The sequence below is a fragment of the Pseudomonas edaphica genome, from assembly GCF_965277385.1.
GTDB lineage: Bacteria > Pseudomonadota > Gammaproteobacteria > Pseudomonadales > Pseudomonadaceae > Aquipseudomonas > Aquipseudomonas edaphica.
In genome coordinates, this window is sequence record NZ_OZ255725.1 from 4,326,567 (window position 1) to 4,350,623 (window position 24,057).

Here is a 24,057-nt window from a genome sequence, read left to right on the forward strand (position 1 = left end):
AGGGACCCGCACTGATGGCATTCAATACCGTACCTCTGAAAGACCAGGCCGACCTGCTGCGTCGTGGCCTGGCGGATCTGCGCGCAGAAGACTTCGAACTCGCCAGCCTGCTGGATGCTGAAGTCACTCGCCAGCATCGCACCCTCTCATTGGTGGCTTCTTCCTGCGCGGTCAAGCCCCGCACTCTGGTGGCCTGCGCCTCTGCCCTGGTCAACGTGAGCGCCGAAGGCACGCCCGGCAAACGCTATCGCACCGGCTGCGAAAATGTCGATTTAGTGGAATCCCTGGCCATCCGCAGGGCGCGGGAGTTGTTCGATGCACATTACGCCGGCGTGCAGCCTCATTCGGCGTCCAATGCCATATCCCAAGTGCTTTCGGCGCTGCTTGAGCCGGGCGATACGCTACTGGGCATGGCCCACGACCATGGCGGCGAACTCACCCATGGCAGCCCGGCGGTGTTCACCGGGGCCTATTACAAGGCTATCCGCTACGGCACCACCGACGATGGCCTTATCGATTATGAGCAAGTGCGCAGCCTGGCCCTGGCCCATCGCCCACGCATCATTATTTGCGGTGCGGGTGCGTACTCAAGGGTGGTGGATTTTGAGCGGTTTCGCGCGATTGCCGACGAGGCGGGCGCCATCCTCTTGGCGGATATTTCCGCTATCGCCGGGTTGGTGGTGACGGGGCGCCACCCGAGCCCGATCAACGCCGCCCACGTCACCATCACCTGCACGCACAAGCAATTGGGTGGCCCACGGGGTGGGTTGATCCTGTGCGGCCGCGACGCCGAGACCAAGGTGCCTGGCCTGCGGTCGACGTTCAGCCGTGTGCTGGATCAAGCCGTGTTCCCGCGTATGCAAGGGGCGCCGGCGGTGAATATGATCGCGGCAAAAGCGGCTGCCTTCGGGTACGCGAAGTCAGCAGAGTTTGATGCCTGTATGGGGCGTGGCCGTGCGCTTGCCGATGAGGTGACCAGTGCGTTTGCGGCCCAGGGTTACGACGTGGTGGGCGGGCGCAGTGACAACCATACGGTACTGATCCGGTTGCCGGGCGCCATGACCGGCGCCATCGCCGAGGCGGCCCTGGAGTCTTGCGCCATTGTGGTGAGCAAGCACCGCGTACCGGGCGAGACACGCTCGAAGTTGGTCACCAGCGGTTTGTGTATTGGCACCGGCTGCATGGCGCAACGCGAACTCGACGCCGAGGGTTGCCGCCAGGTGATTGCGCTGGTGTGCCGGGTGTTGGAAAACGTCACCCCGCTGGGCGAACAGGACTATCGGCTTGAGCCTGAGGTGCGCGAGCAGGTGCGCACAGCGGTAGAGGCCCTGTGCATGGATTACCCGATCGCCGACTACCTGGAGGGTTGATCACGGCGCAGGTGGCTAAATCAGCTGAGCGCCTTCTCGTCATACTTCTTTGTACGAACCGTGAGAAACCATCACCCGTCTACAAGGAGTCGCGCCATGTTCAGCGTAAGTCGTCGGTCTCTTCTCGCCTTTGGCGCGGCCCTGCCGGTGCTGGGCCGCCTGGATTGGGCGGTCGCCAGCCAGCCAGCGGCTCCGGCGGACACGGTGCGGCTTAATTACAACGAAAGCCCCTACGGTCCCTCAGACTCCGCCCGCGAGGCGATGCTGCGTGGCATCGGCCTCTCCGGGCTGTACCCCTATGGTTACATGTACGGCTTGGCCGAACAGTTCGCCAAATCGCAGGGGCTTGTCGAAGAACAGGTCGCTGTATTCGCCGGCTCCATGGCCGCCCTGCGCTACGCGGTGCTGGCGTTTACCAGTCAGGCCCGTGGTCTGGTGATGGCCACGCCGTCCTATGAAGTACCGCGTCAGGCCGCCGAGTCATGGAAGGCGCCGGTGTACGAAGTGAGCCTCAATGCCGACCACGCCCATGACGTGCCGGCCATGCTTGCCGCCGACCCTCAGGCGGGCATGCTGTACCTGTGCAACCCCAACAACCCGACCGGCACCCTGACACCCACCGAAGCGATCCGCCAGGCGCTGGCGAACAAACCCAAAGGCTGCGTGCTGGTGGTGGACGAGGCCTACATCGACTTCTGCGACGCACAAAGCTGCGTGAGTTGGGTCAAGGATCACGACGACTTACTGGTGCTGCGCACCTTCTCGAAAATCTACGGCATGGCCGGTGCGCGCCTGGGCCTGGCGATCGGCCACCCGGTGTTGCTGGAACGGCTGGCGGTGTTTGGTGGCGACAATGTGCCGGCGGCGTCCACGTTACTCGGTGCTCGGGCGAGCCTGGAAGACCTCAAGCTGGTGCCGCAACGCAAGGCGCTCAACGCCCAATTGCGTGACGAAACCGTGGCTTGGCTAAAGGGGCGTGGTTTTGCCTGCACCGCGTCGCAAAGTAATTGCTTCATGATTAACGTGAAGCAACCGGCAGAACAGATCATCGAGAAGCTGGCGGCACAGGGCGTATTGGTCGGGCGGGTGTGGAAGGATTGGCCGCAGTGGGTGCGGGTGACGGTGGGCAACAAACAGGAGATGGCGCGGTTTCGCGAGGTGTTCGCGAGTCTTTAAAGCAACACAAAACCCATGTGGGAGCTGGCTTGCCTGCGATAGCAGCACCTCGGTCTATCAGGCAAACCGAGGTGATGCTATCGCAGGCAAGCCAGCTCCCACCTTTTGAGCAATGCGTTACTGCTGCTGCGCGATGCTGTACCCATCAAACGCCGTCTGCTGCTGCAGTGCAGTAATCACACTCTTGCGGCTCAACGGCTGCTCGGCGCCTGAGTTATCCACAAAGCTCTCGGTTTCAAGCTCAGCCTCGTCACCTTCACCCACAAAGCTGAAGCCCAAAAACTCGAATGCCTCGCGGTCAACGTTGAGCTTGGAGCGCGGTGTGCGCAGCGGCAGGGTGACGCTGATGCCATCCTTGCTGATCACAAACACTTCGGCTTCTTTCTTGGCCCGTGCAGCCTTGCCCTTACCGGCGCTTGGGTTGCTGATGGCCTGGTGAGACTGGTTCAGCACCTTGAGGGCCAGGCCGTAGACCAGCTCCTGGAACTCGGGGTCGTCCTTGAAACTGGAGAGGATGCGGCTGATCGAGAACTTACTGCTCAAGTCTTCCAGGGCGATGTTGTCGGCCGCTTCGGCATCCTTGAGTTGCTTGAGCTGGCCCATCAGGTCGTAGGCCTTGTCGTCGTCGAAAGCGTCATGGGCCTGGCGAATGGCCACGCGCAGTTCACGGATCTGGTCGCTTTCCTTGGAGGTGTGGAACGCGTCCAGCACCATCTCGCTGATGATCTTGGCCGCAGGCACATGCTGTGAAAGATTGATGGCGTTTTCGTATTCGGCCTTCGAGTGCAGGGCGACTACGGATTCTTCGGCGGCGTGTTCGGTGTAAGAATCAGGCATTGAAATTTCACTACTTCAGTAAACGGGGGACAAAAAAGCGTCGCGCATTTTCGGCGGCCACGCAGGTCAGGTCAAGGCAGCACACTGCCCTTATCGCGGCGCAAGGCGCTCAGCGCCCGCTGCAATCGATCGGCCCGCCCGCAGAACAGACCAACGGTAAACCCTGACACACCGCCTACGGCCAGCAACATCTCAGGCGTGCTCAACAGCAACGGATGCACGGCCTGCTGATAGCCGAAGTAGTATTTCACCGCAAAGAACAGCTGCGAGATCAACAGGGTTTTCCAGGTACCCGCCAGCACCAGCGTTTCGCCATTGGCATCGAGCCGGGCGCCATCGGCGTTGAACAGCAACATCCCCATCAGGCAGCCTGCCAGCACACCACCGACCCAGGCACCACTCGACAGGATCGAGGGCGCCAGCGACATCAGCGACCACACCACCAGCACCACCGGCAAAATCATCAATGAGCGGCGATTCTCACGCCCGCCCAGGCAGGCCTTGATGCCGTAATAACAAATCCACAGGTAGATGGCGTACACCCACAGGGGCGTGCCTTGGAGGATATCGAGCATGGGTGCTTCCTTGCGGGGTTTGGTGGCGCTGATAGTCGTTGAGCCATCATCGTTTTGTCCATCGATTTGGCGCTGACCCACATCAACACCCTCCAGCGCAAAACCCGTTACAACACAGCGGCCTGATGAACCCATAAAAACAACCGCTGGCCTGCGCCGAGGGGACTACTCCACGCCAGGTGATTAAAGGATTAATGCGATGGCCTTTTCATTGTCCCGCCTGGCCTTGCTGGGGGCGACGCTGTGTCTTGCGCTACCTCTGCACGCCGCCCCAACCGAGATTGAACTGGGTAAATACGTGGCCCAACTGGGCGACTGCATCGCCTGCCATACCGCCAGGCAAGGTCAGGTGATGGCCGGCGGGCTGGAGCTGAGCACGCCGATGGGCACGATTTATTCGAGCAACATCACGCCGGACCGCGACACTGGTATCGGTAATTACAGCTTCGAGCAGTTCGACAAGGTGATGCGTGAAGGCGTGACGCCGGCGGGCATCAACCTTTACCCGGCGATGCCGTATCCGTCCTACGCGAAGATGAGCGCAGAGGACATGCGCGCCCTGTACGCCTATCTGATGCAAGGCGTGGAGCCGGTGCGACAGGCCAACCTTGAGGCGGACATGGGCTTCCCGTTCAATCAGCGCTGGGGCCTGGCGCTGTGGAATTTTGCCTTTCTCGACAAGCAACCGTTCCAACCTGACCCGCAGCGTAGCGCGGTGCTCAACCGTGGTGCCTACCTGGTCCAGGGCCTGGGGCATTGCGGCTCGTGCCACACGCCACGGGGCATCGCCTTCCAGGAAAAAGCCATGAGCGATGCGGGCCGCAGTGGCCGGCATTACCTGGCCGGTGAAACCGTCGAGCACTGGCGCGCCCTGAGCCTGCGCAACCTGTGGACGGTGCCAGACACCGTGCAACTGCTCAAGACCGGGCAGAACCGCTTTGCCACGGTCGCTGGCAACATGGCCGATGTGATCCACCACAGCACCCAGCATTTCAGTGACGACGACCTCACGGCCATCGCCAGTTACCTCAAATCCCTGCCGCCCGGTAAAGATGATCTGCCAATGCCAGCGGTCGCCCAAGCACCGGCCGCACCGCCAGCCGACCTGTTCACCAGCCGTGGCGGCCTGGGCTATATGCAGTTTTGCAGTGATTGCCACCGCAGTGACGGCGCTGGCGTAAAAGGCCTGTTTCCACCCTTGGCCGGTAACCCGAGCATTGCCTCGAACAACCCGACTTCGCTGTTGCATATCACCCTGACCGGCTGGGAAACCGCGCAAACCGCAGCCCACCCAAGGGTCTACACCATGCCCGGTTTCAGCCGGCTGGCCGATCAGGAAATCGCCGAGATCCTGACCTTTGTACGTACCCGTTGGGGTAACGCAGGCACGCCCATCAGCGCCGCGCAGGTGAAGACACTGCGCGACCAGCTCAACCCTGCCACCACCGATTCGTCGGCCTTCGAAACCCCAAGGCTGGCGGATTTGCTCGCCGCACCCAACGCCGACCAGGTTGTCCGCGGCATGCGCCTGCACCTGCAAACCAAGGCGCTGCTGCCGGATAACGTCGGCAATTCGCTCAACTGCGCTAGTTGCCATCTCAACGCCGGCACCGTGGCGGATGGTTCGCCGTTTGTGGGTGTGTCGGCGTTCTTCCCCAGTTACGCGCCGCGTGCGGGCAAGGTGGTGACGCTGGAGGAGCGCATCAATGGCTGTTTCCGCCGTTCCATGAACGGCAAGCCGCTGGCGCCGCAGTCGGCGGATATGCAGGCGATGGTCGCCTACTTTGACTGGATGAAAAACAACACCCGCCCTGAAGATAAAGTCGCCGGGCGCGGCGTGGGCAAGATCGACCCGGCGATCAAGCCGGATCTGGTCAACGGCAAGCAGGTGTATGCCAAGCAATGCGCGGTGTGCCATGGCGATAACGGCCAAGGCCTGGCGCGTGCCGACGGCGAGCTGGTGTATCCGCCACTGTGGGGCGAGCAGTCGTTCAATATCGGCGCTGGTATGGCGCGGCCTTACACCGCGGCGGCGTTTGTGAAGCGCAACATGCCGATCGGCTTCCACGAAAAATTCCCGCTGGGGCAGGGCGGTTTGTCGGACCAGGAAGCGGTGGATGTGGCGGCGTATTTCTCTGGTCAACCGCGCCCGGATTTTCCGGACAAGGTCAGAGACTGGCCCAACGGCGGCAAGCCCGTGGATGCGCGCTACTAGTTCAACTGCTTAAGGCAGGCCTCGAGAATATCCAGGCCTTGCTCCAGCACCGCAGGCTCGGTGGTCAGCGGTGCCAGCAGGCGGATGATATGCCGCGACTTGCCGCTGGGCATCAGCAGCAAGCCGGCATCGCGTGCCAGGCTGAGCAGTTGGGTCAGTTGCTGGGGAGCGGGCGTGCCGTCGGCATGGGCCAGCTCGATGCCGCGCATGGCACCCACGCCGGTCAGGCGGCCCAGATAGGGCGACAGCTGTTGCTCGCGCCAGGCGGCATAACGGCGAACGATGGCGGCTTCCTGCTGTGACCCCCAGGTTTTCAATTGCGCGTCGGTCATCGCATCCAATGTTGCCAAAGCAGCCGCGCAGGCAATTGGGTTTCCGGAATAGGTGCCACCGAGGCCGCCTTTGGGCAAGTTGTCGAGCAGCGCCTTGCGCCCGACCACCGCGCCCAATGGCACGCCACCGGCGATGCTTTTGCCGAGCAGGATCAGATCCGGCTCGATGCCCAGGCGCGAGAACGCAAAACGCTGGCCGGTACGCCCGAAGCCGGACTGGATTTCATCGGCAATCAGCAGGATGTTTTTATCATCACAGAAGCGGCGCAGGGCCTGGGCGAACTCGATGTCCAGGGCCAGAAAGCCGCCTTCGCCCTGCACCGGCTCGATGATGAAACAGGCCACATCGTTGACGTCGATTTCCACGCTGAACAGACGGTCCATGGCCTTCAGGGCTTCGGCGCAGGTCACACCGTTATCGGCGCTGGGGTAGGGCAGGTGATACACCGGGCCGGGTAGCACGCCGACCTTTTGCTTGTAGGGCGCCACCTTGCCATTGAGGTTAAGCGTGGCCAGGGTGCGGCCGTGGAAGGCGCCGTCAAAGGCGATCACCGCCGTGCGGCCGGTGGCGCCGCGCACGATTTTCAAGGCGTTTTCCGCCGCTTCCGCGCCGCTGTTGGTGAGCATGCCGCTTACCGCGTAATCCACCGGGATAAACGCACAAAGGCGATCCATCAGCTCGATGTAGGGCGCATGCGGCGCGGCGTTGAAGGCATAGTGGGTGAGCCGGGTGGCTTGTTCGCGAATCGCTTCCACCACGCCTGGGTGACAGTGCCCGAGGTTGAGCACGCCAATGCCACCGACAAAATCGATATAGCGCTTGCCCGTGGTGTCCCAGACTTCGGCATTTTTACCGTGACTGAGGCTGATGGGGTGAACGATGGAAATCGACTGGCTGATGCTTTCGCGGCTCATGAATCGGGGACTCGGCAGTGGCTGGCGTGTATTTATCTAAGCCGCGCGCCCGGCTTTGCCGCAAACGAAATAAAGTCGCCGGGTCATTCCAAATCGGAAGGAGCTGTTGCCTAAAGGTCGTTTGTGGCCACGCTGCAAACCTGACAATACTGCCGGGCAACCTCAGAAACCGGCGCGGGCAGTGCGGCGCCGAATAATAAAAGACTCACAGGGAGTGCCTCGCATGAACCACCTCAAAACCCTTATCGCTGCCACGGCCGTGGCGCTTGCCGGCAGTGCCCACGCGGGCGTGACCCTGGACGCGATCCAGAAAAAAGGCTTTATCCAGTGCGGCGTCAGTGACGGCCTGCCGGGCTTCGGTGTGCCCGACAGCCAGGGCAAGATGACCGGCATCGATGTTGATGTGTGCCACGCCGTCGCCGCCGCCGTGTTCGGTGATGCGTCAAAAGTGAAGTTCACCCAGTTGACCGCCAAGGAGCGATTCACCGCGCTGCAATCGGGCGAAATCGATCTGATTTCGCGCAACACCACCTGGACCAGTTCCCGCGATTCCGGCATGGGCCTGGTGTTTACCGGCGTGACCTATTACGACGGCATCGGCTTTCTGGTCAACAACAAGTTGGGCGTGACCGCCGCCAAGCAACTCGATGGCGCGACCGTCTGCATCCAGGCCGGCACCACCACCGAACTCAACGTTTCCGATTATTTTCGTACCCACGGCATGAAGTACACGCCGATCACCTTCGACACCGCCGACGAGAGCGCCAAGGGCCTGGAAGCCGGGCGTTGCGACGTGCTCACCACCGACCAGTCGGGCCTGTATGCCCAGCGCATCAAGATGGCCCACCCGGATGAGTTCGTGGTGCTGCCCGAGGTGATCTCCAAAGAGCCGTTGGGGCCGCTGGTGCGCAAGGGCGACGATGAGTGGTTCAGCATCGTCAAGTGGACCCTGTTTGCCATGCTCAATGCCGAAGAAATGGGCATCACCTCGCAGAATGTCGAGGCGCAGGCCAAGTCCACTCAGAACCCCGACGTTGCGCGGCTGCTCGGGGCCGACGGCGATTACGGCAAAGACCTGAAGCTGCGCAAGGATTGGGTGGTGCAGATCGTCAAGCAAGTAGGCAACTACGATGAGGTGTTCGAACGCAATATCGGCCAGGGCAGCGTGCTGAAGATCAAGCGCGGGCTCAATGCGTTGTGGAGCAATGGCGGCATCCAGTACGCACCGCCGGTGCGTTGACTGAACACTGCCTCAGGTGGGAGCTGGCTTGCCTGCGATGGCCACAGGTATCTCCACAACTTTCTAAGGCCGCCACATTCCTCTGTGGCGAGCGGGCTTGCCCGCGTTGGGCTGCTCAGCAGCCCCAGTGCGGGTACCGTGATACTCCTGAAAGAACTCTGCGTCTGTTTTTTGGGGCTGCTGCGCAGCCCAACGCAGGACAAGCCTGCTCGCCACAACAGCCCACTTGTCACAGACGTGGTATGTGTAGATATCTATGCTGCGATGACGGCCTACCTGTGAGTGCATCGGTTACTGACACACGGCTAGCGCAGGCACGCCGGCTCTCACATCACTCCGAGGCCACATCCTTGCCGGCGGCTTTGGACCGGTACAGTGCTTGATCGGCACGTGCCATCAAGGCGGCGGGCGTTTCGCCCATTCGCCGCTCCACCACGCCCAGGCTCAGGGTGACTTTGAAGTCGCCCACGGCGGGCATCTCGGCGATGGCCTGACGGATACGTTCGGCCAATTGCCTGGCGGTGTCCAAGCTGCTTTTGGGCAGGATCACCATAAACTCATCGCCACCCCAGCGTGCGAGCAAGTCGCCTTGGCGCATACAGGTTTCCAGGCTGTCTACCACGCTCACCAGGGTCTGGTCGCCGACGCCATGACCATGTTTGTCGTTGATCGGCTTGAAGTCGTCGATATCCATGGCCACCAAGGCCAGCGGTACGCGGAAGCGCTCGGCACGGTCGCACTCCTCCAGCAACACCTTTTCCAGGCGATAACGGTTGGCGATGCGTGTCAGGGCATCCTGTTCGGCCAGGGAGCGGTTCTCGTCCAACTGCATTTGCAGTTGCTGATTGACCCGCGATAATTCACGGGTGCGTTCGGCCACCAGCGCTTCCAGCGACTGGTTGCGCTGTTGCAGCTGTTCGATGGAGATTTTGCGTGTATGGATATCGCGGTGCGCGCCGACCATGCGCGCCACTGAATTGTCGGGGTTACGTGCAATGACGTAGCCACGGTCTTCGATCCACAAGTAAGTGCCGTCAGCCTTGCGGCAACGATACTCGGCCTGGTAATGGGGCGCGCGTTGGCTGATGTAGTCATCAAATACGGCCATGACGCGTGGATAATCTTCGGAGTGGATCACGTTCTCCCAGGTGAACACGCTGTTCTCCAGGGAGTGGCGGGGGTAGCCAAGCATCATGTACCAGCCGGGGCTGCGGTACACGAACCCCGTGTTGGCATTCCAGTCCCAGATGCCGTCGCTGACCAGTTCCATCACCGCATGCAACATGTCGGCGTTGAGTTCGGTAAAGTTATTGAGCAACGGTTTATTGCCGGATGTCTCGTTCATCTGTGCACTTCCCTGCCTGTGCTGGCTTCCAAGGCCAGTCTTCATTGACGCCGGTACACCGTGGCTGAGGTTACTCTACATCGCGGCTTGCGCGCTTTGAATAGGATGAGTGTGCTGCTTTAGTGGTGTGGCGATAGGCCATTAACCAGCAGGTGGGGCGACATACGTTGTGCTCGCCTGGCACGAGCTTTCACGCCCTGGCGGGCCTTGCTTGCGTGTTCGATACGAGGCGTATTTCGACATGTTGACCCAGAGCCCTTGCCGCACTGGCCAGGGTGGACAGCGTCATGCCCGCGTCGTTTTGGTCCAGCGCTCGATCTACGGCGGTGCGGCTGGTATGCATACGTTCTGCCAGCGCTTTCTTGCTGACCTTCTGCACCTTCATCGCCTCTGCCAGCTGCCAGGCAATAACACGCTTCAACGCCCCGGCAGAGACTTCTTCTATGAGCCCATCATCGCTGAGAAAATCATCAAAGTTGGAGCCGATATGCTTATTCATGGGATGTTCCTCGAAGCTTGTTTTTGCGATGTCTGGCGGTGTTCAGGTCGACTAAAGGTGTTTTTCGACTTTTTTTGATAAAGCCATGTAGCAAAACCATTTGGCTGGCAACCAAGGTAAAAATGACTCGTGCAGCATTTTCACCAAGATCGGTTCGGACCTCCCAAAGGCAATGCTCCAGCTTCCTAACCAACGGCATCCCTTGCGGCCATCCGAGTTGGACCGATTTTATGTCAGTGCCTATAAGCTTTTTTGATTCCCTGGGCAGTTCCATCAGCCATTCACGCACGGGCTCGTTGCCAGCCTCGGTTCGGTAAAATGCGACGTTCAACACGAGAGGTAGGTCGTTCACAGAGAGTGCACCAAAATAGGTTCATAAGGCAATCAGCGATTGAAGGGTCTTTTCGCGAAGATTGGTCAGAGCCTGGCACTTATTTTGTGAGTGGCTGAGGTTGAAGCGTTTCAAAAAAAATCAGTAAAAATAAAGAGTTGTGAGTTTTCTGAATGGTATGTGCGAGATTGGTTTGCCAGGCGTAAGAAAACTCACTTCGGCGCCACCATGCGCGTTCGCGGCTTGCCATCCGCGTTGTGCTGGTAAATCCCCTCCGGCTGGCCCTGCGCATTGAAAAACACTTGGCCGATGCCCGCCGAATTCCACAGCCGTTCACCCGCCTCGGCGTGTTCCGGGATATGCGGCACTACCTGCATGGTGCGCCGGCGCGTGAAACCGTTGAGGGGCGAGCGCGGTGAGTAGAGCCAGCGGTTGAGGCGGTCGAACCATTCCAGCAAACGCGCCGGGAACTGGTTCTTTATGCCGCTGCTGGTGATCTGCCAGATTTTTGGGCCGGCGCTGCGGTGGCGGATCAGCACTTCATAGACGAACGAGTAGTGCACATCGCCCGACAGGATCACGTAGTTACCTGGCGTGCGCGAGTGGCGAAAGATATTCAGGATCACCTGGGCGGCGCCGCGATGGGCCATCCAGTTTTCGGCGTCTACCAGCAGTGGGTAGCCACACCAGCTGAAGACCTTCTGCACCGTCTCGATCAGCTTGACGCCGAAGATCGGCGCGGGCGACACGATGATGGCCGACGGGTGGTCCAGCAGGGCCTGCTGCAGTTCGCTCAACGCTTCCCAGTCCAGCAGGCCGGAAGGTTGCTTGAGCGCAAACTCACTGCGCCAGCGCCGGGTGCGAGTGTCGAGCACCACCAGTGCGGGCGTGGTGGGCAGCACGTAATGCCAGTGCTGGAATTTCAGCAGGGTTTGCACTAATTCATCGTGGGCACTGGCGTGCAAGTGGTTGTCTTGAACGTTGGCGGTCAGCGCCTGGGTGTGTTCCAACAGTTTGCCAAACACATCTGGCTGGTTGCCCCAGCCCTGGCACAGCATATAAGCGAGCAGGGCATTGCCGATGATGCGTTTGGAGAATGGATGGCCGTAGGCGGTGGCCTCCCATTGCGCGCTGAGGTTCCAGTCGTCGGTGATGTCGTGATCGTCAAAAATCATCAGCGTCGACAGGTGCGCGAAGACCCGCGCAACGCCGGGCAGGCCGTCACGGAACCGATCGACCTGCACTTGCTCGTGGTCGTAGCGCAGGTGTTCCGGCGTGCTTAATGATGGCGGCTGTGGCGTGATCAACGTCCAGGGCGTGGGCGACCACACCAACAGGTACATCGCCAGTACTTCGGCAAAGGTCACCAGGTGGTTGTCGGCGGTGCTGCTGGTAAAGATCGGTTTTTTCACACCGCCGAAAAACCGTTCGCGCAGGGTCTCGTTGCTGTCCAGTGCGGGCAGCAGATCCGCGCGGTGGTAATAGCTGGCGCGATGCCCGTAGAGGCTGGCGCTGTCATCCACCACGGCGCCTTCCAGGTATTCGTCGAACAACGCCAGGCGTGCGATCAGCGCATGAATCGCGCGCAGCATGGGGCCGGCCACATCATCGGCGTAGACCTGGTCACCGCTCATCATCAGCAGCGCCGGGCGCTCGGCCGGTGTGCGCGCGTCAGCCAGCAGGCGGTCGACGCACAGCAAACCGTCATCGGCGTGGTGATGGGGTTTGCGGCACGAGCCATGCACCAACTGGTGGATGCGGCTATGCACTACGAAATTCGCCGATGGAGCATCGGCATACAGCAGGTGCGGCGCCCATTGCGCAATGCCACAGCCGTCGACCAGCAGGTCGTAGTCGATGCTCACGTCCAGCGGCAGGGCTTCATTCAGGGTAACGTCGATCAGGTGGATAAAGGCGTGGTGCCCAACTGGCACGACTTGGCACTGCGCCTTGTCGAGTTCAAGGGTCTGCGTTTTGCCTTGAGGCACTTGCAGCTTCAAGGACAATCGTAGAGCACGACTGCCCACCAGCCAGATCACCAGACGCTGGGGTTCCAGGCGCCTGAGCATGGGGCCGGCTATCACGGCGGGCAGGGTTTGCGCTTGGGGCATGAAGGGCACAGCTCACAAAGGTTGAACTAAGAAGGGTAGCGCGCAGGATGTCGCTGTTTTGTTAACAGAGCGCAGCGCCGGGCGCTGCGCTCCTTGACTGAGGTCAGAGGCGTTGCACGCCACCTTATTTATTCAAGGATACCCTTAGTGGCATCACCACAGATTACCTTGCCCGAGCGAGTCCACGGACGAGCTATTTGACTTCGATTGCGTTTTATTTTCCGGAGGGTTGCCGCCGGTCGTCGAGGGTTTTTCCTCGGGCTTGGCAGGAGTCTGCTGGTATTGGGTGATCTGGTTGAGGTTGTAGGTATGGAATGCGTTGCCGATGTTCATGGGTAAAACCTCTTGCTCAATTGGAGGAATGTTCTCGCATCAATACTCCCTTTGACTGCGCACCCACTCAGTGGCACTGGCCGGGTTAACGTTCCCGGCCATGGGTTTCTGCATGTTTAATATCCGTAGGACTGAATGCGTTTCAGACAGACTTGGGTACCGTAAACCTGAACTCACTGCCACGCCCCAACTCACTCTCAGCCTCAATCCGCCCGCCGTGGGCCTGCACGATACCTTGGGTGATATACAGCCCCAAGCCGCTGCCGGTGGGGTTGTTTTCGGTCTGGGTCCAGTAGCGATCAAACACATGGGGCAACTGCTCAGGCGCAATGCCTTCGCCGGAGTCGCGCACCGAAAACACGATATCTTCACCATTGCTCATGGCGCTGATGCCGATATTGCCCTGGCGCGGGGTGAACTTGATGGCATTGCCGATCAGGTTCGACAGCACCTGGAACAGGCGCTCCGGGTCGGCATGGATCAGCAGGCCGGGCTCGGCGTTGAACGACAAGTCGATGCCTTTCTCCATCGCCAACGGTGCGAGCAGCGAATAGGCCTCTTCGAACATCTGGCTGACGTCCAACGACACCGGCTTGACCACATAACGCCCGGCCTCGATTTTCGAGGTGTCGAGCAGGTCTTCCAGCAGCACATTCATACGCCCGGCGGCCTGTTGCATGGTGTCGATGGCCGAGGAAATTCGCCGTGAGGTATGTGGGCCGTCGGAGCTGAAGGCTTTCTGCATCATGCCGCAGAGCATCGAGATGACCGTCATCGGGTTGCGCAGGTCGTGGGACACCACCGCCACCAGTTCATCACGGGCGCGCACGGCTTGCTGCTCGCGCAACACTTGGCGGGCCAGGTCATTTTCCAGGGCGGAACGGCGCAGGTCGTTGGCGGCAAACCGGTCGCCGTGGCTCCACTTGGTGGAGATACCGGCCATCTCGACTTTCCAGATTTCAAACGAGGTGCGTGGGCGCAGGCGCAAACCGGCGTCGGAGGTTTCCAGGTTCAGCGGCTTGTTCGGGTCGCCGCTCCAGTTGATGTTCTCTTTGACTTCCGGGCGAAACCACAACACGCCGTTATCCACAGGCTTGGGCAGGCTCATGGCCAGAACGCCACTGGCCACTTGCTGGAACTCGGCGGCAGGCGGGTATACCGAGGCCAGGTTGTGACTGGAAAACACCGGCTCGTCGCTTTCTTGCAGCCATTTGTGCAGCGCACGGATCTGCGCAGGCTCGGGGCAATTGCCGTAACGGTGCAGTTGTTTGTCTTCGATGATCGCCACGCCGCCCGACAGGGTCAGGTCCATCAGCACCTGCGGCTGCTGGGCCAGGCCATCGAAGACGTTTTGCTCCGAGGCTTTCATCGCGCGGTCCAGCAATGCCAGGGCTTCGACTTTTTCTTCGCGCTGGCGGCTCAAGTCCAGGGCTTCCATGGCGCTGATCTGCAGCGACAGCACCTGGCCGATGGTCTGGCAAGCAACACGCAGATCGTTGGGCACCAGCAAGGGCTCGCGGTTGCCGCAACTGATCAAGCCCCATAGCTTGTCGCCGGCCATCAACGAGATGCTCATGGACGACAGCACGCCCATGTTCTGCATGTATTGGCAGTGAATCGGCGACACGCTGCGCAAGGTGGCAAAGCTCAAGTCCAGCGGCTGGTCAGTGCCCGGACGCAGCTTGGGCAGCAGCGGCACCGGCTCGTAGGCAGCATTCGGGATGATGCGCAGCCAGTTGGTGCGGTACAGCTCGCGGGCCTGCTCGGGAATGTCGGACGCGGGGAAGAACAGCCCGTTGAACAGCTCCATGGACGGCGCCGACGCTTCGGCAATCACCTGGCCGTGGCCTTCTTCTTCGAAGCGATAGATCAGCACCCGGTCGTAACCGGTCATGGCCTGGATTTCAGTCACGCTGATCTCGTACAGCGCTTGCAGGGTTTTCGCCGACTGCAAGCGTTGCAGCATCTTGCCCAGGTCACTGGTGCGACCATTCAGGGCGCGAGGTTTGAAATCTTCAAGGCGCGGCTCAAATTCCAGCACCAGCACGTTTTGATGGCGATGCAGCAAGCCTTCAAATGGCGCACCATTGAGCATGACATGCAGCGCCGGTGCGTCGAGAAACGCGTTGTTTTCGGCGATCGATTGCACGGCTTGGGCGGGTTCAACGCCAATTAACTGGTGCAGCGGCTGGCCCAACAGCGCTTCGGGTGCGTGGCCGAACAGGCTGGCCACGTTGGCGCTGACCTGAGTGATGCGCAGCTCAGGCTCCGACAACGTCAACAGCACACCGTGGGGCTGGATCGCGCCCGGGAAGCGAATCGGTTCGTCGGCACAGTTGGCAAGCAGCTCTTCAAAATCGTCGGGTTTCATAGCAGTACCTCCTGGCGGGCGAGCCAATGCTCGAAGCCACTGAATGTGGAGCGGGCCGCATCGACCGCGCGCTGTTTTGCGTCAGCATCCAGCGGCAGGCGGCCCAGGTAATCGAGAAAGTCTTTCCAGCGTCGACCGGTTTCGGCGCCGTATACATCAAGGAACGCTCCGCCGTTATCGGCGTGTATGTCCAGGCGCCGGGCCATTTCCCGGCGCAGCACTTGGCCGCCCAGGGTGGCGCCTTCCAGTACATACAGGGCACCGAGGCAGGCCGCGGGGGTGTCGAAGGTCGGGTGTTCGGTGCAGCGGGGCAAGGCGTTGATGGCGTAATCATTCAAGCCAAGGGCGCGCAAGTCGCCCAGCAGTGTGGGGGTTTTCACACGCAGTACAGCGTCATATCCGTCGGGGATCAAGCCACTGGCGTACAGCGCTGCTTCCATCGGCCCATAAAACCCGTAGTACGCCTGGAGCAAGCGCCGATACCCGCCAGCATCCAACTGATCGGAGAAAAACGGCAAGCGCTTTTCCAACGCCACATGCAGCAAACCCGTGCCTGTGCGCAACGCTTCCAGCAATGAGGGCGCACTAACGTCATGGGCCTGTGAATGCATTCAATAAGCTCGAACTGTGGGCCTTAAGGCCATGAATGACGCGTGAAATGGGCGACGATTCTACACAAGTCATTGCCGTCAACTGTACGCACAAGGCGAAAAGCCTGACCGGCGGATCAGAAAAGTCGCTCCTTGCGTAATAAATGACCACAGGGCACTGCAGCAAGTTCGGTTTAAGTGATGTCGCGGCGCTATTAGTGCATGGAGGCGCCTTGCTGGGTCAGTGCGGTTTGCACGCACTCAACCAAGTGCTCTGCACTCCAGGGCTTGGGTAAAAAACGTACAGAGCCGCCGAGTTGCGCCGCCAGCTTGGTATTGCCCGAGGTCAGCACCACCGGCACCGACGGCCAGCGATGCGCGACCACTTTGCTCAAGTCATAGCCATTGAGTAACCCCGGCATCTGGATATCACTGACGATCAGGTCTACCGGATCATCGCCGCGTTCCAGGTAAATCATGCCTTCATCCGCCGAAGGAAACGACGTCACATGAGCCCCGAAGTCCTCCAATACATCCACCATTAACGCACGAATGATTTCGTCGTCTTCCAATACCAAAATCGATGGCTGAGCCATGATCCTTACTCCACCATCAGGGTTCAGTAGGGTGGAGTAGGCGCTGGCTGAATAGGTTCGATTGGATGTTTTTTAAACGATGGGTGGTCGTTTTAGAGCGGTCGCGTGGGGTTGTCCGCAGCGGCACGGCAAGGTGGATACAGGCATAATTGGCGCACCGTTGCCTGCTGTGGAGACTTGCATGAAGTACACCTTACTGACCCTCGCCCTGATCCTCAACACCGCCCCGGCCTTGGCGGCCGGCGATGCCGAGGCGGGCGGCAAACTGTTCAGTAAAACCTGCGGCGGCTGCCACAGCATCGGTGAGGGCGCACGCGGTGGCTTCGGGCCTGAGCTTAACGGCATCATCGGTCGACCTGCCGGCACCACCACGGACTATCAGTACTCCGACGCAATGAAAAACTCCGGCGTGGTCTGGACCCGCGACAAACTCGCGGCCTATATCGAAGCGCCGAAGAAGGTGGTGAGCGGTACGCGCATGATCTTCTGGGGTATCAGCGACCCGGAAAAGATCGAAAACATCTTGGCCTACCTGGAAACCTTCCAACCCAAGTAATCATTCGCGTACGTTCCTGAACAGCATCAACCGCGCACTTTCATGCAGCCCACGGGTCAGCCCCTGCAGGCGCTGAAACTCTTCGGGATGCTGCTCGGCTACATCTTCGCGCGGTGTTTGCGAAGCCAGGTCGTGCAGGGTTGGTGAGCCGCCGTCGTGCTGCATCTGCAACAGGAAGTGCTGGGTTACACCGCCGATAATCGGGAAGGTGCCCTCGTGCAGCACCAGTGGCACCACTCGTTCGCCTTCCGGCGCCGGCTGCTGGATATCGCGGCCCATCGCGCCGTTGCGAAACGGCACGCCCGCCATGCCGGCCACGGTTGGCAGTAAGTCCGCCAACCCCACGGCCTCGTCAATAACGCGTGGCTCAAGCCCCGGCGCGTGGATCAGCAGTGGCACGTTGTTGCTTTCCAGGCCCAGTTGCTCAAAAGCTGGCGCCATGTGCGGGATCTGGCTGATGCGTGTGTTGTGGTCGCCGAAGAACACAAAAATGCTGTTGTCGTACCAGCCGCCAGCCTTGGCGATGTCCATCAGGCGGCCGATGTTGTAATCCAGCAGGCGCACTGCGTTGTATTGCTCGACGCTGCGCGAACCGGCAGCCTGGACTTGTTCCAGAGTTACGTTGTTGAGTTGGAAACCATCATTTTGCTTGGGAATGGTGAACGGCCGATGGTTGCCGGAAGTTTGCAGGTAGGCAAAGAACGGCTGGCCGTTGGGCACGGCGCGCAGCAGTTGGTCGCCTTCCTTGAACAGGTCCAGGTCAGAGATGCCCCACACGTCCACCCGGGGCGAGCGCCAGTGGCTTTCGTCAAACAGCTGCACGCCGTCGATGCTCTGGCGGATCAGCGCGTTGATATTCGCCCAGCCAGCGTTGCCGCCGATCATGTAGAACTTCTGGTAACCCTGGAAGGCGTTGATCAACGTGTGTTGCCGCGTGATCAGCGGGTTGCGCGTGGCGGTCTCCTGGCGGGTCACGTCGGGCACGCCGGTGATGCTCGCCCACACGGTTTTGGCGGTGCCGGTGACGGGCACATAGAAGTGTTTGAAGAACCAGCTTTGCGTCGCCAGCTTGTCCAGGTTTGGCGTGGGGTTCAGCGGGTTGCCATAGGCGCCCACGGCGCTGGTGCCGAGGGATTCGAGCATGACGAAGACCACGTTGGGCGGGCGCTGGCCTGCCAGTTTGTAAGGCTGCACGCCTTGTTCGCGGATGAAGCTCAGCTGTTGCGCGTCAGGCCGTTCAACGCCCAGGTACTTGGCCACTTGCGGGTAATGCGTGCGCACCTGGACTTCATCGAATTGCGACTGGCCAACCTTGAGCGTGTCGTACAAAAACAGCACCGGGTTCAGGCCCACGGCGGCGACCTGGCTGTTGCCGGAGAAGAACGCATCGCTCCAGCGCAACGGCACCGGGTTTTCCAGGTTGAGATTGGCCACCCGGCCCAGCAGGGCCAGCAGCACAATGACCACACCGATCACGGACACCGACGCCACTGTGAGTTTGCCGATGGTTTTGGGCGCACGATCCAGCGTCAATCGCTCCAGGCACACCAGCGCCCACACCCACACGGCCACCGCCGCCAACCAGCAGGCAGTTATCCACAGCACTGGGTAGGTTTCCCACACCATCTGTTGAGAAATCTGCGCGTCTTGCAGATAGCGCAGCGCCGTCGCGTTGATGCGCACGCCGAGGTAGGCGTAGTGGCCGAAGTCGATGATGTAGATGAGGCCTACCACGGCCAGTGCAATCAGCAGATAGCCGCGTGCCAGCCAGCGCAGGGTGGGCAGGGTGATAAGGTTCCAGCGCGGTAGCCAGGCGAGCACGGCCACGGGTAGCGGGAGCAACACCGCCAGGCGCAGGTCGAAACGCAGACCGATGCCGAGGGTTTCCAGCAAGCCCTCGGTATTTAAATCCAGGCCGGAAAAGCTGATTAAAAACACCAGCCGCAACGCCGCCAGCAGCACAAACACCAACCCGATCGCGCCCACGCCGTAGCGCAGGCGGCGTGATTGCAACGCAGTCATCGTTAACCTTCCCCATTTCAAAAAACGACGCAGACCCACTGTGGGAGCTGGCTTGCCTGCGATAGCGGTGTGTCAGTGCCCGATGTGCTGCCTGAGGCGGCGCATTCGCAGGCAAGCCAGCTCCCACAGTTTGAGTTGCATTAATCCAGCTACCAGGCAGTAGCCCATCAACAGCGGGTCGACCAGGTAATCCCAATAGTTCTCCGATGCCTTGAGCCGCAGCGCAAACGCCAACGTGCCCACCGCCAGCATCCACACGGCCAACCTGTTGCGCAGCGCCAACATCAACAGTGCCAGCGCACCTACCAATACAATCATCGGCCGAGGGTTAAACCCCCAGCGGTACGGGTCGAAATACGTCAGCCCCATCGCCGCCGGGTACAACAGCAGGCACAGCCCGCCAAACAGCACCAGCAGTTGCACTTGATGTGCCCGGCCAAGCGGCTGCACCAGCCCCAACCGGCACACCGCCACCCACGCCAACAACACCAAGGTGCTGATCGCCAGGTCATCGGTAAAGCTGCGCACATACGCCGCCAACGGCAGTTCATTCACCGGAATAAAGCTCAACGCCACCAACACCGGCAGCAGCCATGGCCGCCACGGGGCGGTGAACCGGAACGTGCTGAGCAGCACAAACCCCAGCAATACAAAACTCAAATGGGCTTGCCACAACGCCATCATCACAAGCGCTCCGCCAGCCAGGCTTCGTTGAAGCTGACATGTTTGATAAAGGTGTTATTCCACGAGTACACCAAGTGGTACATGCCGTCCGGGCTGCGGCTGAAGTACGGGTATTCGTATTCGAAATCGCAGCCACGGGGTTTGCACACGCGGTAATCCAGGTTGCTCAGAAAGCGCTGCTCCAACGGCAGACGCTTGGCACCGCTGGAGGTACGGAAGCCTTCGCCGATGATTTCTTTATAAGCCTGGGGGGAGAACGGTTGACCGAGCGGGTCCGGCGACTGGTCCAATTGCACCACCGTGCGCCATTGCGTCATCTGCGCGTCGGTGCCGTAGAGGCTGAGCTTGAAGCGGCCGTCTTGCAGGTCGTTAAGGGCGACGAGTAGACCGTCGTCTTCAGTACCCACAGCCGCCAGCGATGAATTGGGGTTGGCCGGCGCCAGCGGGAAAGGCTCGCTCCAGGTTTGCCCGGCATCCTCGGTGCGGCTGGCGAGCACGCGGTGATGGGTTTCACCGGCGTAGCGCAGCATCGCCACGGCTCGCTGGCCGTCCTGCGCCACGATGGTCGGCTGCAGCGAATGTTTGCCGCGGCTGATGCGGAATTTGTCGATCACCGCGCCGTCGGCACTCAAGTACAGGTACTCGGCAAACTTGCCCATGAACTCGTGATACACCGGCAACCCGATGGAGCCATCGGCATGGAACACCGGTGCGGCGCGCACCAAGGTGCTGATATTAAAAAACGGCGACGTCACCAATTGCCGAGGCGCCGACCAGTTCGCGCCGAGGTCATCGGAGACCATCACGTTGATTGCACTGGTGGCCCAGCCGCCGACTGACACCGACACGTAAAACATCCACAGGCGTTTATCCGGCCCCAGGGCAATCACTGGGTTGCCCAGCTTGCGAATGTAACGCTGGGTGCCGTCGCGTGTGCTTTCCCGCGTGGCCAACACCTGCTCGCCGCCCCATTCGCCACTGCGTGCATCAAACCGCGCCGTGCGCACCTGCACATCGGCGGCGCCTTCGCGGGAGCCGGCAAACCACACGGCCATCAAGTCGCCGCCGGGCAGGGCGGTCACGGAGGAGGAGTGCACAAAGTCGGTGAGCTGTGAGGACACAAAACGGCTGGTGTATTGCGGGGCTGCCGCCACCTTCGCAGGGCTCGGGTTCGCCTGGGCAAACGGTGCCAGCACGTGGGGCGGATGGCTCAGCCAGGCGGCGATAAAGACGCCTAGCAGGCTGAAGATCAGTAGGGCGCAGCGCATAGGGAACCTGTGAGAAGAAAGGATGACGGCGCACGTTCACCCGGCAGGCGCTTCCTGCGGCCGGTGAGCGTGCATAACGACAGGTGGTCCCGTACCTGCCGGCACAGTGCAAAACCAACCTTAGCGCAACCTTAGTTGGCAACGAGCCGTAACATCTTTGCCCGAATAGCCCTGCGTAGAACCGGCATGATTTCGCCGTTTCCTACAGAGATTTCGCTATGCGCCTACTCCTCGTCGAAGATGATCGCGCCCTCGGCCAAGGCATTCGCGTGGCATTGGGCGCCGAAGGCTACACCCTGGATTGGCTGCAAGACGGCCTCAGCGCCTTGCACGCCCTGCGCACCGAAAGTTTTGATCTGCTGCTGCTCGACCTCGGCCTGCCGCGCCTCGATGGTCTCGACCTGTTGCAGCAACTGCGCGCCGGGCAGCATGACCTGCCGGTGCTGATCCTCACCGCCCGCGATGGCACCGCCGAACGCATCGCCGGCCTGGATGCCGGCGCCGACGACTACCTGATCAAACCCTTCGACGTCGAGGAACTCAAAGCCCGCGTGCGCGCGCTGTTGCGCCGCAGCCAGGGCCGCGCCCAACCCATGCTCGAACACGCCGGCGTCAGCCTCGACCCGGCCACCCAGCAAGTGCGCTACCAGGGCGATGAGATCATCGTCACCCCGATGGAATACCAACTGCTGCACCAACTGATGGTGCGCCCCGGTAAAGTTGTGACCCGCGAGCGGCTGTCTCGCGCCCTGTATGGCTGGCAGGACCGGGTGGAAAGCAATACGTTGGAGGTGTTGATCCATAACCTGCGCAAGAAGTTATCCACAGAGCTGATCCGCACTGTGCGCGGCGTGGGCTATGTGCTGGCGCTCAAACCATGAGTTCGGTACGCGCACGCATCATTGTTCCGGTGCTGGTCCTGATCCTGCTCGGCGACGCCCTGATCAGTTGGCTGGTGCTGCGCGACAGCCACCACGAAATCGAAGAAGTCTACGACGCCCAACTCGCCCAAAGTGCCCGCCTGCTGCAAGGCGTACTGCGCCAGCGCGAACCTGGCGACGCAGACTGGGGCCGCTTGTACGAGGCGTTCGACCAGGCCATGAGCCGCGTGGGCGAGGAGGGCGTGGCCCATCCTTATGAGACCCGGCTGACCTTCCAGGTCTGGCGCAGCGACGGGCAACTGCTCATGCGTTCTGCCGAAGCACCTGTCCTCACAGAACCGCCCACTACACTCGGCGCCCATGACCTGATGGACAGCGGCAACGATTGGTGCGCCTTCCTCCTCGCCGACCCGCAACAAGGCCTGCTGATTTGGGTGGGCGAGCGTGACGACGTTCGCCAGAGTGTGATCGAGCGTATCGTGCGCCACACCCTCTGGCCTACCGTGATAGGCGTGCCGCTGCTGACCGTACTGATCTGGTTGGCCATTGGCTGGGGGCTGACGCCCTTGCGCACCATGGCCCGCAAGCTGCGCGGGCGTAACACCAACGCCTTGCAACCGCTGCACGTGAACCCACTGCCGAGCGAACTGGAGCCGATGCAAACCGCACTCAACCGGCTGCTGGTGCAGATGGACGACCTGCTGGAACGCGAACGCCGCTTCATCGCCGACGCCGCCCACGAGTTGCGCACACCGTTGGCGATCCTGCGCATCCACGCGCAAAACGCCCAAAGCGCTGCCACCGAAGAACAAAGGCGCGAAGCCTTGGACTTTCTGGTAAACGGCGTCGACCGCGCCACACGCATTGGCAGTCAACTGCTGACCATGGCCCGCATCGAGCCACAACTGAGCAACCCCGTGCACAAGCCCGTGCAACTGACGGAACTGGTGCGCGAAGAACTCGCCGAGCTGACGCCCCTGGCCATGGAGAAAGGCGTGGAACTGGTGCTGGAAGGCGATGAAGAATGTTGGGTGCAGACCGAGCCGGTGGCGTTGGCGATTGCGTTGCAAAACCTGGTGACCAATGCGCTTAACTTTTCGCCGGTGGGTGGCGAGGTACGGGTGGTGATCGGCGTTAATGGTTTGCGCGTGGAGGACCAAGGGCCGGGGATTGATGAGGCGCAGATGGGGCGCTTGTTTGAGCGGTTTTACAGCCGGGATAACGCCAATGGCGCCGGGTTGGGGTTGGCGATTGTGGAGATGATTGTGGGGAAGATTGGCAGTACGTTGAGCCTGCGAAATTTGGAGCAGGGCGGCTTGTGCGCGCAACTGAGCTTCACGGCTTGCGTGGAAGCACCTGCGGAAATACCACACCGTTGAACGTGTGGGTGCAGCAGTCACAACTGGGCTTCATCTGTTCGGGCGTCAATTTGGGGTTAACCTTTTGCAGCAGGCCTGCCTCGTCGACCCACAAGCCGCTGTAATAGCTGGACTCACCTATTCGCACGTATTCGTCTTTGTCATTTTCATGCAGCGCAACCATCCAGAATACGGGCTCCGGGCGATCCAGGCGGGCGTTGGCTTCGCTGAACACTTTGTCCCATGGCTGACCGACTTTGGCTAAGAGAAACCGAAATAGTGGCGTGTAATCGAAGCCGTGTCGTTGATGGCTATGCATTGAAGCGCGTGTGGACAGTGAGTGCTTTACCCTTTTGGTATGCCGTTCATTGCGATAAGCGAAACAGCTACCGTGGTGCACACCGTGGGTCCGGGTGTTGACTGAGCGGTAGAGGTGGGGCTTTTTCATTGCT

The 24,057-nt window shown here is 60.7% G+C and carries 22 protein-coding genes; 7 read left to right on the plus strand and 15 right to left on the minus strand.

Annotated features, from left to right (window positions below; genetic code table 11):
* The first annotated feature begins 14 nt into the window (after positions 1 to 14).
* Together glyA and ACQY47_RS19655 are read left to right on the plus strand one after the other, a co-directional pair.
* Entirely contained in the window at positions 15 to 1,370 is a 1,356-nt protein-coding gene (gene glyA / locus ACQY47_RS19650; protein ID WP_428551161.1) for a serine hydroxymethyltransferase, read from the plus strand.
* A gap of 96 nt (positions 1,371 to 1,466) precedes the next feature.
* Complete coding sequence (locus ACQY47_RS19655) at positions 1,467 to 2,546, plus strand: pyridoxal phosphate-dependent aminotransferase (protein ID WP_428551164.1); 1,080 nt, start codon at positions 1,467 to 1,469, stop codon at positions 2,544 to 2,546.
* Between the two features lie 117 nt (positions 2,547 to 2,663).
* On the opposite strand, the gene ACQY47_RS19660 is transcribed toward ACQY47_RS19655, so the two are convergent.
* Together ACQY47_RS19660 and ACQY47_RS19665 are read right to left on the minus strand one after the other, a co-directional pair.
* Complete coding sequence (locus tag ACQY47_RS19660; protein WP_428551167.1) at positions 2,664 to 3,383, minus strand: hypothetical protein; 720 nt, start codon at positions 3,381 to 3,383, stop codon at positions 2,664 to 2,666.
* A 71-nt stretch (positions 3,384 to 3,454) separates the two neighbouring features.
* Positions 3,455 to 3,958, minus strand: coding sequence for a DUF6622 family protein (locus ACQY47_RS19665; protein WP_428551170.1), 504 nt, complete (start codon positions 3,956 to 3,958; stop codon positions 3,455 to 3,457).
* 199 nt (positions 3,959 to 4,157) lie between these two features.
* Here ACQY47_RS19665 and ACQY47_RS19670 point away from each other — a divergent pair, with 199 nt between their 5' ends.
* Entirely contained in the window at positions 4,158 to 6,173 is a 2,016-nt protein-coding gene (locus tag ACQY47_RS19670) for a c-type cytochrome (RefSeq protein ID WP_428551173.1), read from the plus strand.
* On the opposite strand, the gene ACQY47_RS19675 is transcribed toward ACQY47_RS19670, so the two are convergent.
* Positions 6,170 to 7,420 carry a 2-aminoadipate transaminase gene (locus ACQY47_RS19675; RefSeq protein ID WP_138451319.1) on the minus strand — a complete coding sequence of 417 codons (1,251 nt, stop codon included), beginning with the start codon at positions 7,418 to 7,420 and terminating at the stop codon, positions 6,170 to 6,172. The two genes, ACQY47_RS19670 and ACQY47_RS19675, sit on opposite strands and share 4 nt — an antisense overlap.
* Positions 7,421 to 7,643: 223 nt before the next feature.
* Here ACQY47_RS19675 and ACQY47_RS19680 point away from each other — a divergent pair, with 223 nt between their 5' ends.
* Complete coding sequence (locus ACQY47_RS19680) at positions 7,644 to 8,660, plus strand: amino acid ABC transporter substrate-binding protein (protein ID WP_026013555.1); 1,017 nt, start codon at positions 7,644 to 7,646, stop codon at positions 8,658 to 8,660.
* A 331-nt stretch (positions 8,661 to 8,991) separates the two neighbouring features.
* Here the strand turns inward: ACQY47_RS19680 and ACQY47_RS19685 are convergent, their stop codons facing one another.
* The 8 genes from ACQY47_RS19685 to ACQY47_RS19720 form a co-directional block, all read right to left on the minus strand.
* A complete protein-coding gene (locus tag ACQY47_RS19685; RefSeq protein WP_428551177.1) occupies positions 8,992 to 10,005 on the minus strand; it encodes a diguanylate cyclase domain-containing protein in 1,014 nt (337 codons plus the stop codon).
* Positions 10,006 to 10,195: 190 nt separating this feature from the next.
* Positions 10,196 to 10,504: an XRE family transcriptional regulator gene (locus tag ACQY47_RS19690; protein ID WP_017135408.1), complete on the minus strand. Its 309-nt coding sequence runs from the start codon at positions 10,502 to 10,504 to the stop codon at positions 10,196 to 10,198.
* A complete protein-coding gene (locus ACQY47_RS19695) occupies positions 10,497 to 10,856 on the minus strand; it encodes a type II toxin-antitoxin system RelE/ParE family toxin (protein WP_428551181.1) in 360 nt (119 codons plus the stop codon). The genes ACQY47_RS19690 and ACQY47_RS19695 overlap by 8 nt, the downstream gene beginning before the upstream one ends.
* 191 nt (positions 10,857 to 11,047) lie before the next feature.
* Positions 11,048 to 12,946: an alkaline phosphatase D family protein gene (locus tag ACQY47_RS19700; RefSeq protein WP_428551184.1), complete on the minus strand. Its 1,899-nt coding sequence runs from the start codon at positions 12,944 to 12,946 to the stop codon at positions 11,048 to 11,050.
* 153 nt (positions 12,947 to 13,099) lie between these two features.
* On the minus strand, positions 13,100 to 13,279 hold the full coding sequence (locus ACQY47_RS19705; RefSeq protein WP_428551187.1) for a hypothetical protein: 180 nt from the start codon (positions 13,277 to 13,279) through the stop codon (positions 13,100 to 13,102).
* A 142-nt stretch (positions 13,280 to 13,421) separates the two neighbouring features.
* Positions 13,422 to 15,650: an ATP-binding protein gene (locus tag ACQY47_RS19710; RefSeq protein ID WP_428551190.1), complete on the minus strand. Its 2,229-nt coding sequence runs from the start codon at positions 15,648 to 15,650 to the stop codon at positions 13,422 to 13,424.
* Positions 15,647 to 16,261, minus strand: a complete 615-nt coding sequence (locus ACQY47_RS19715) for a biliverdin-producing heme oxygenase (RefSeq protein WP_099549460.1) — start codon at positions 16,259 to 16,261, stop codon at positions 15,647 to 15,649. The genes ACQY47_RS19710 and ACQY47_RS19715 overlap by 4 nt, the downstream gene beginning before the upstream one ends.
* A 194-nt stretch (positions 16,262 to 16,455) precedes the next feature.
* Positions 16,456 to 16,836, minus strand: a complete 381-nt coding sequence (locus tag ACQY47_RS19720) for a response regulator (protein ID WP_017135414.1) — start codon at positions 16,834 to 16,836, stop codon at positions 16,456 to 16,458.
* Positions 16,837 to 17,017: 181 nt separating this feature from the next.
* Here ACQY47_RS19720 and ACQY47_RS19725 point away from each other — a divergent pair, with 181 nt between their 5' ends.
* Positions 17,018 to 17,392, plus strand: coding sequence for a c-type cytochrome (locus ACQY47_RS19725; RefSeq protein ID WP_017135415.1), 375 nt, complete (start codon positions 17,018 to 17,020; stop codon positions 17,390 to 17,392).
* Here ACQY47_RS19725 and ACQY47_RS19730 read toward each other — a convergent pair whose 3' ends face one another.
* The 3 genes from ACQY47_RS19730 to ACQY47_RS19740 form a co-directional block, all read right to left on the minus strand.
* Complete coding sequence (locus tag ACQY47_RS19730; protein ID WP_428551195.1) at positions 17,393 to 19,414, minus strand: LTA synthase family protein; 2,022 nt, start codon at positions 19,412 to 19,414, stop codon at positions 17,393 to 17,395.
* A 72-nt stretch (positions 19,415 to 19,486) separates the two neighbouring features.
* A complete protein-coding gene (locus ACQY47_RS19735) occupies positions 19,487 to 20,098 on the minus strand; it encodes a hypothetical protein (RefSeq protein WP_186618077.1) in 612 nt (203 codons plus the stop codon).
* Entirely contained in the window at positions 20,098 to 21,366 is a 1,269-nt protein-coding gene (locus ACQY47_RS19740) for a sialidase family protein (protein ID WP_428551200.1), read from the minus strand. The genes ACQY47_RS19735 and ACQY47_RS19740 overlap by 1 nt, the downstream gene beginning before the upstream one ends.
* Before the next feature lie 218 nt (positions 21,367 to 21,584).
* Here ACQY47_RS19740 and ACQY47_RS19745 point away from each other — a divergent pair, with 218 nt between their 5' ends.
* Positions 21,585 to 22,247, plus strand: a complete 663-nt coding sequence (locus ACQY47_RS19745; protein ID WP_017135419.1) for a response regulator — start codon at positions 21,585 to 21,587, stop codon at positions 22,245 to 22,247.
* Positions 22,244 to 23,626 carry an ATP-binding protein gene (locus tag ACQY47_RS19750; protein WP_428551204.1) on the plus strand — a complete coding sequence of 461 codons (1,383 nt, stop codon included), beginning with the start codon at positions 22,244 to 22,246 and terminating at the stop codon, positions 23,624 to 23,626. Before ACQY47_RS19745 ends, ACQY47_RS19750 begins: the two co-directional genes overlap by 4 nt.
* On the opposite strand, the gene ACQY47_RS19755 is transcribed toward ACQY47_RS19750, so the two are convergent.
* A complete protein-coding gene (locus tag ACQY47_RS19755) occupies positions 23,583 to 24,053 on the minus strand; it encodes a hypothetical protein (RefSeq protein WP_428551207.1) in 471 nt (156 codons plus the stop codon). The two genes, ACQY47_RS19750 and ACQY47_RS19755, sit on opposite strands and share 44 nt — an antisense overlap.
* Positions 24,054 to 24,057: the final 4 nt, after the last annotated feature.

Coding starts and splice junctions, on each gene's coding strand:
- glyA (WP_428551161.1), top strand. CDS start 15: ATGGCATTCAATACCGTACCTCTGAAAGACCAGGCCGACCTGCTGCGT.
- ACQY47_RS19655 (WP_428551164.1), top strand. CDS start 1,467: ATGTTCAGCGTAAGTCGTCGGTCTCTTCTCGCCTTTGGCGCGGCCCTG.
- ACQY47_RS19660 (WP_428551167.1), bottom strand. CDS start 3,383: ATGCCTGATTCTTACACCGAACACGCCGCCGAAGAATCCGTAGTCGCC.
- ACQY47_RS19665 (WP_428551170.1), bottom strand. CDS start 3,958: ATGCTCGATATCCTCCAAGGCACGCCCCTGTGGGTGTACGCCATCTAC.
- ACQY47_RS19670 (WP_428551173.1), top strand. CDS start 4,158: ATGGCCTTTTCATTGTCCCGCCTGGCCTTGCTGGGGGCGACGCTGTGT.
- ACQY47_RS19675 (WP_138451319.1), bottom strand. CDS start 7,420: ATGAGCCGCGAAAGCATCAGCCAGTCGATTTCCATCGTTCACCCCATC.
- ACQY47_RS19680 (WP_026013555.1), top strand. CDS start 7,644: ATGAACCACCTCAAAACCCTTATCGCTGCCACGGCCGTGGCGCTTGCC.
- ACQY47_RS19685 (WP_428551177.1), bottom strand. CDS start 10,005: ATGAACGAGACATCCGGCAATAAACCGTTGCTCAATAACTTTACCGAA.
- ACQY47_RS19690 (WP_017135408.1), bottom strand. CDS start 10,504: ATGAATAAGCATATCGGCTCCAACTTTGATGATTTTCTCAGCGATGAT.
- ACQY47_RS19700 (WP_428551184.1), bottom strand. CDS start 12,946: ATGCCCCAAGCGCAAACCCTGCCCGCCGTGATAGCCGGCCCCATGCTC.
- ACQY47_RS19705 (WP_428551187.1), bottom strand. CDS start 13,279: ATGAACATCGGCAACGCATTCCATACCTACAACCTCAACCAGATCACC.
- ACQY47_RS19710 (WP_428551190.1), bottom strand. CDS start 15,650: ATGAAACCCGACGATTTTGAAGAGCTGCTTGCCAACTGTGCCGACGAA.
- ACQY47_RS19715 (WP_099549460.1), bottom strand. CDS start 16,261: ATGCATTCACAGGCCCATGACGTTAGTGCGCCCTCATTGCTGGAAGCG.
- ACQY47_RS19720 (WP_017135414.1), bottom strand. CDS start 16,836: ATGGCTCAGCCATCGATTTTGGTATTGGAAGACGACGAAATCATTCGT.
- ACQY47_RS19725 (WP_017135415.1), top strand. CDS start 17,018: ATGAAGTACACCTTACTGACCCTCGCCCTGATCCTCAACACCGCCCCG.
- ACQY47_RS19730 (WP_428551195.1), bottom strand. CDS start 19,414: ATGACTGCGTTGCAATCACGCCGCCTGCGCTACGGCGTGGGCGCGATC.
- ACQY47_RS19735 (WP_186618077.1), bottom strand. CDS start 20,098: ATGATGGCGTTGTGGCAAGCCCATTTGAGTTTTGTATTGCTGGGGTTT.
- ACQY47_RS19740 (WP_428551200.1), bottom strand. CDS start 21,366: ATGCGCTGCGCCCTACTGATCTTCAGCCTGCTAGGCGTCTTTATCGCC.
- ACQY47_RS19745 (WP_017135419.1), top strand. CDS start 21,585: ATGCGCCTACTCCTCGTCGAAGATGATCGCGCCCTCGGCCAAGGCATT.
- ACQY47_RS19750 (WP_428551204.1), top strand. CDS start 22,244: ATGAGTTCGGTACGCGCACGCATCATTGTTCCGGTGCTGGTCCTGATC.
- ACQY47_RS19755 (WP_428551207.1), bottom strand. CDS start 24,053: ATGAAAAAGCCCCACCTCTACCGCTCAGTCAACACCCGGACCCACGGT.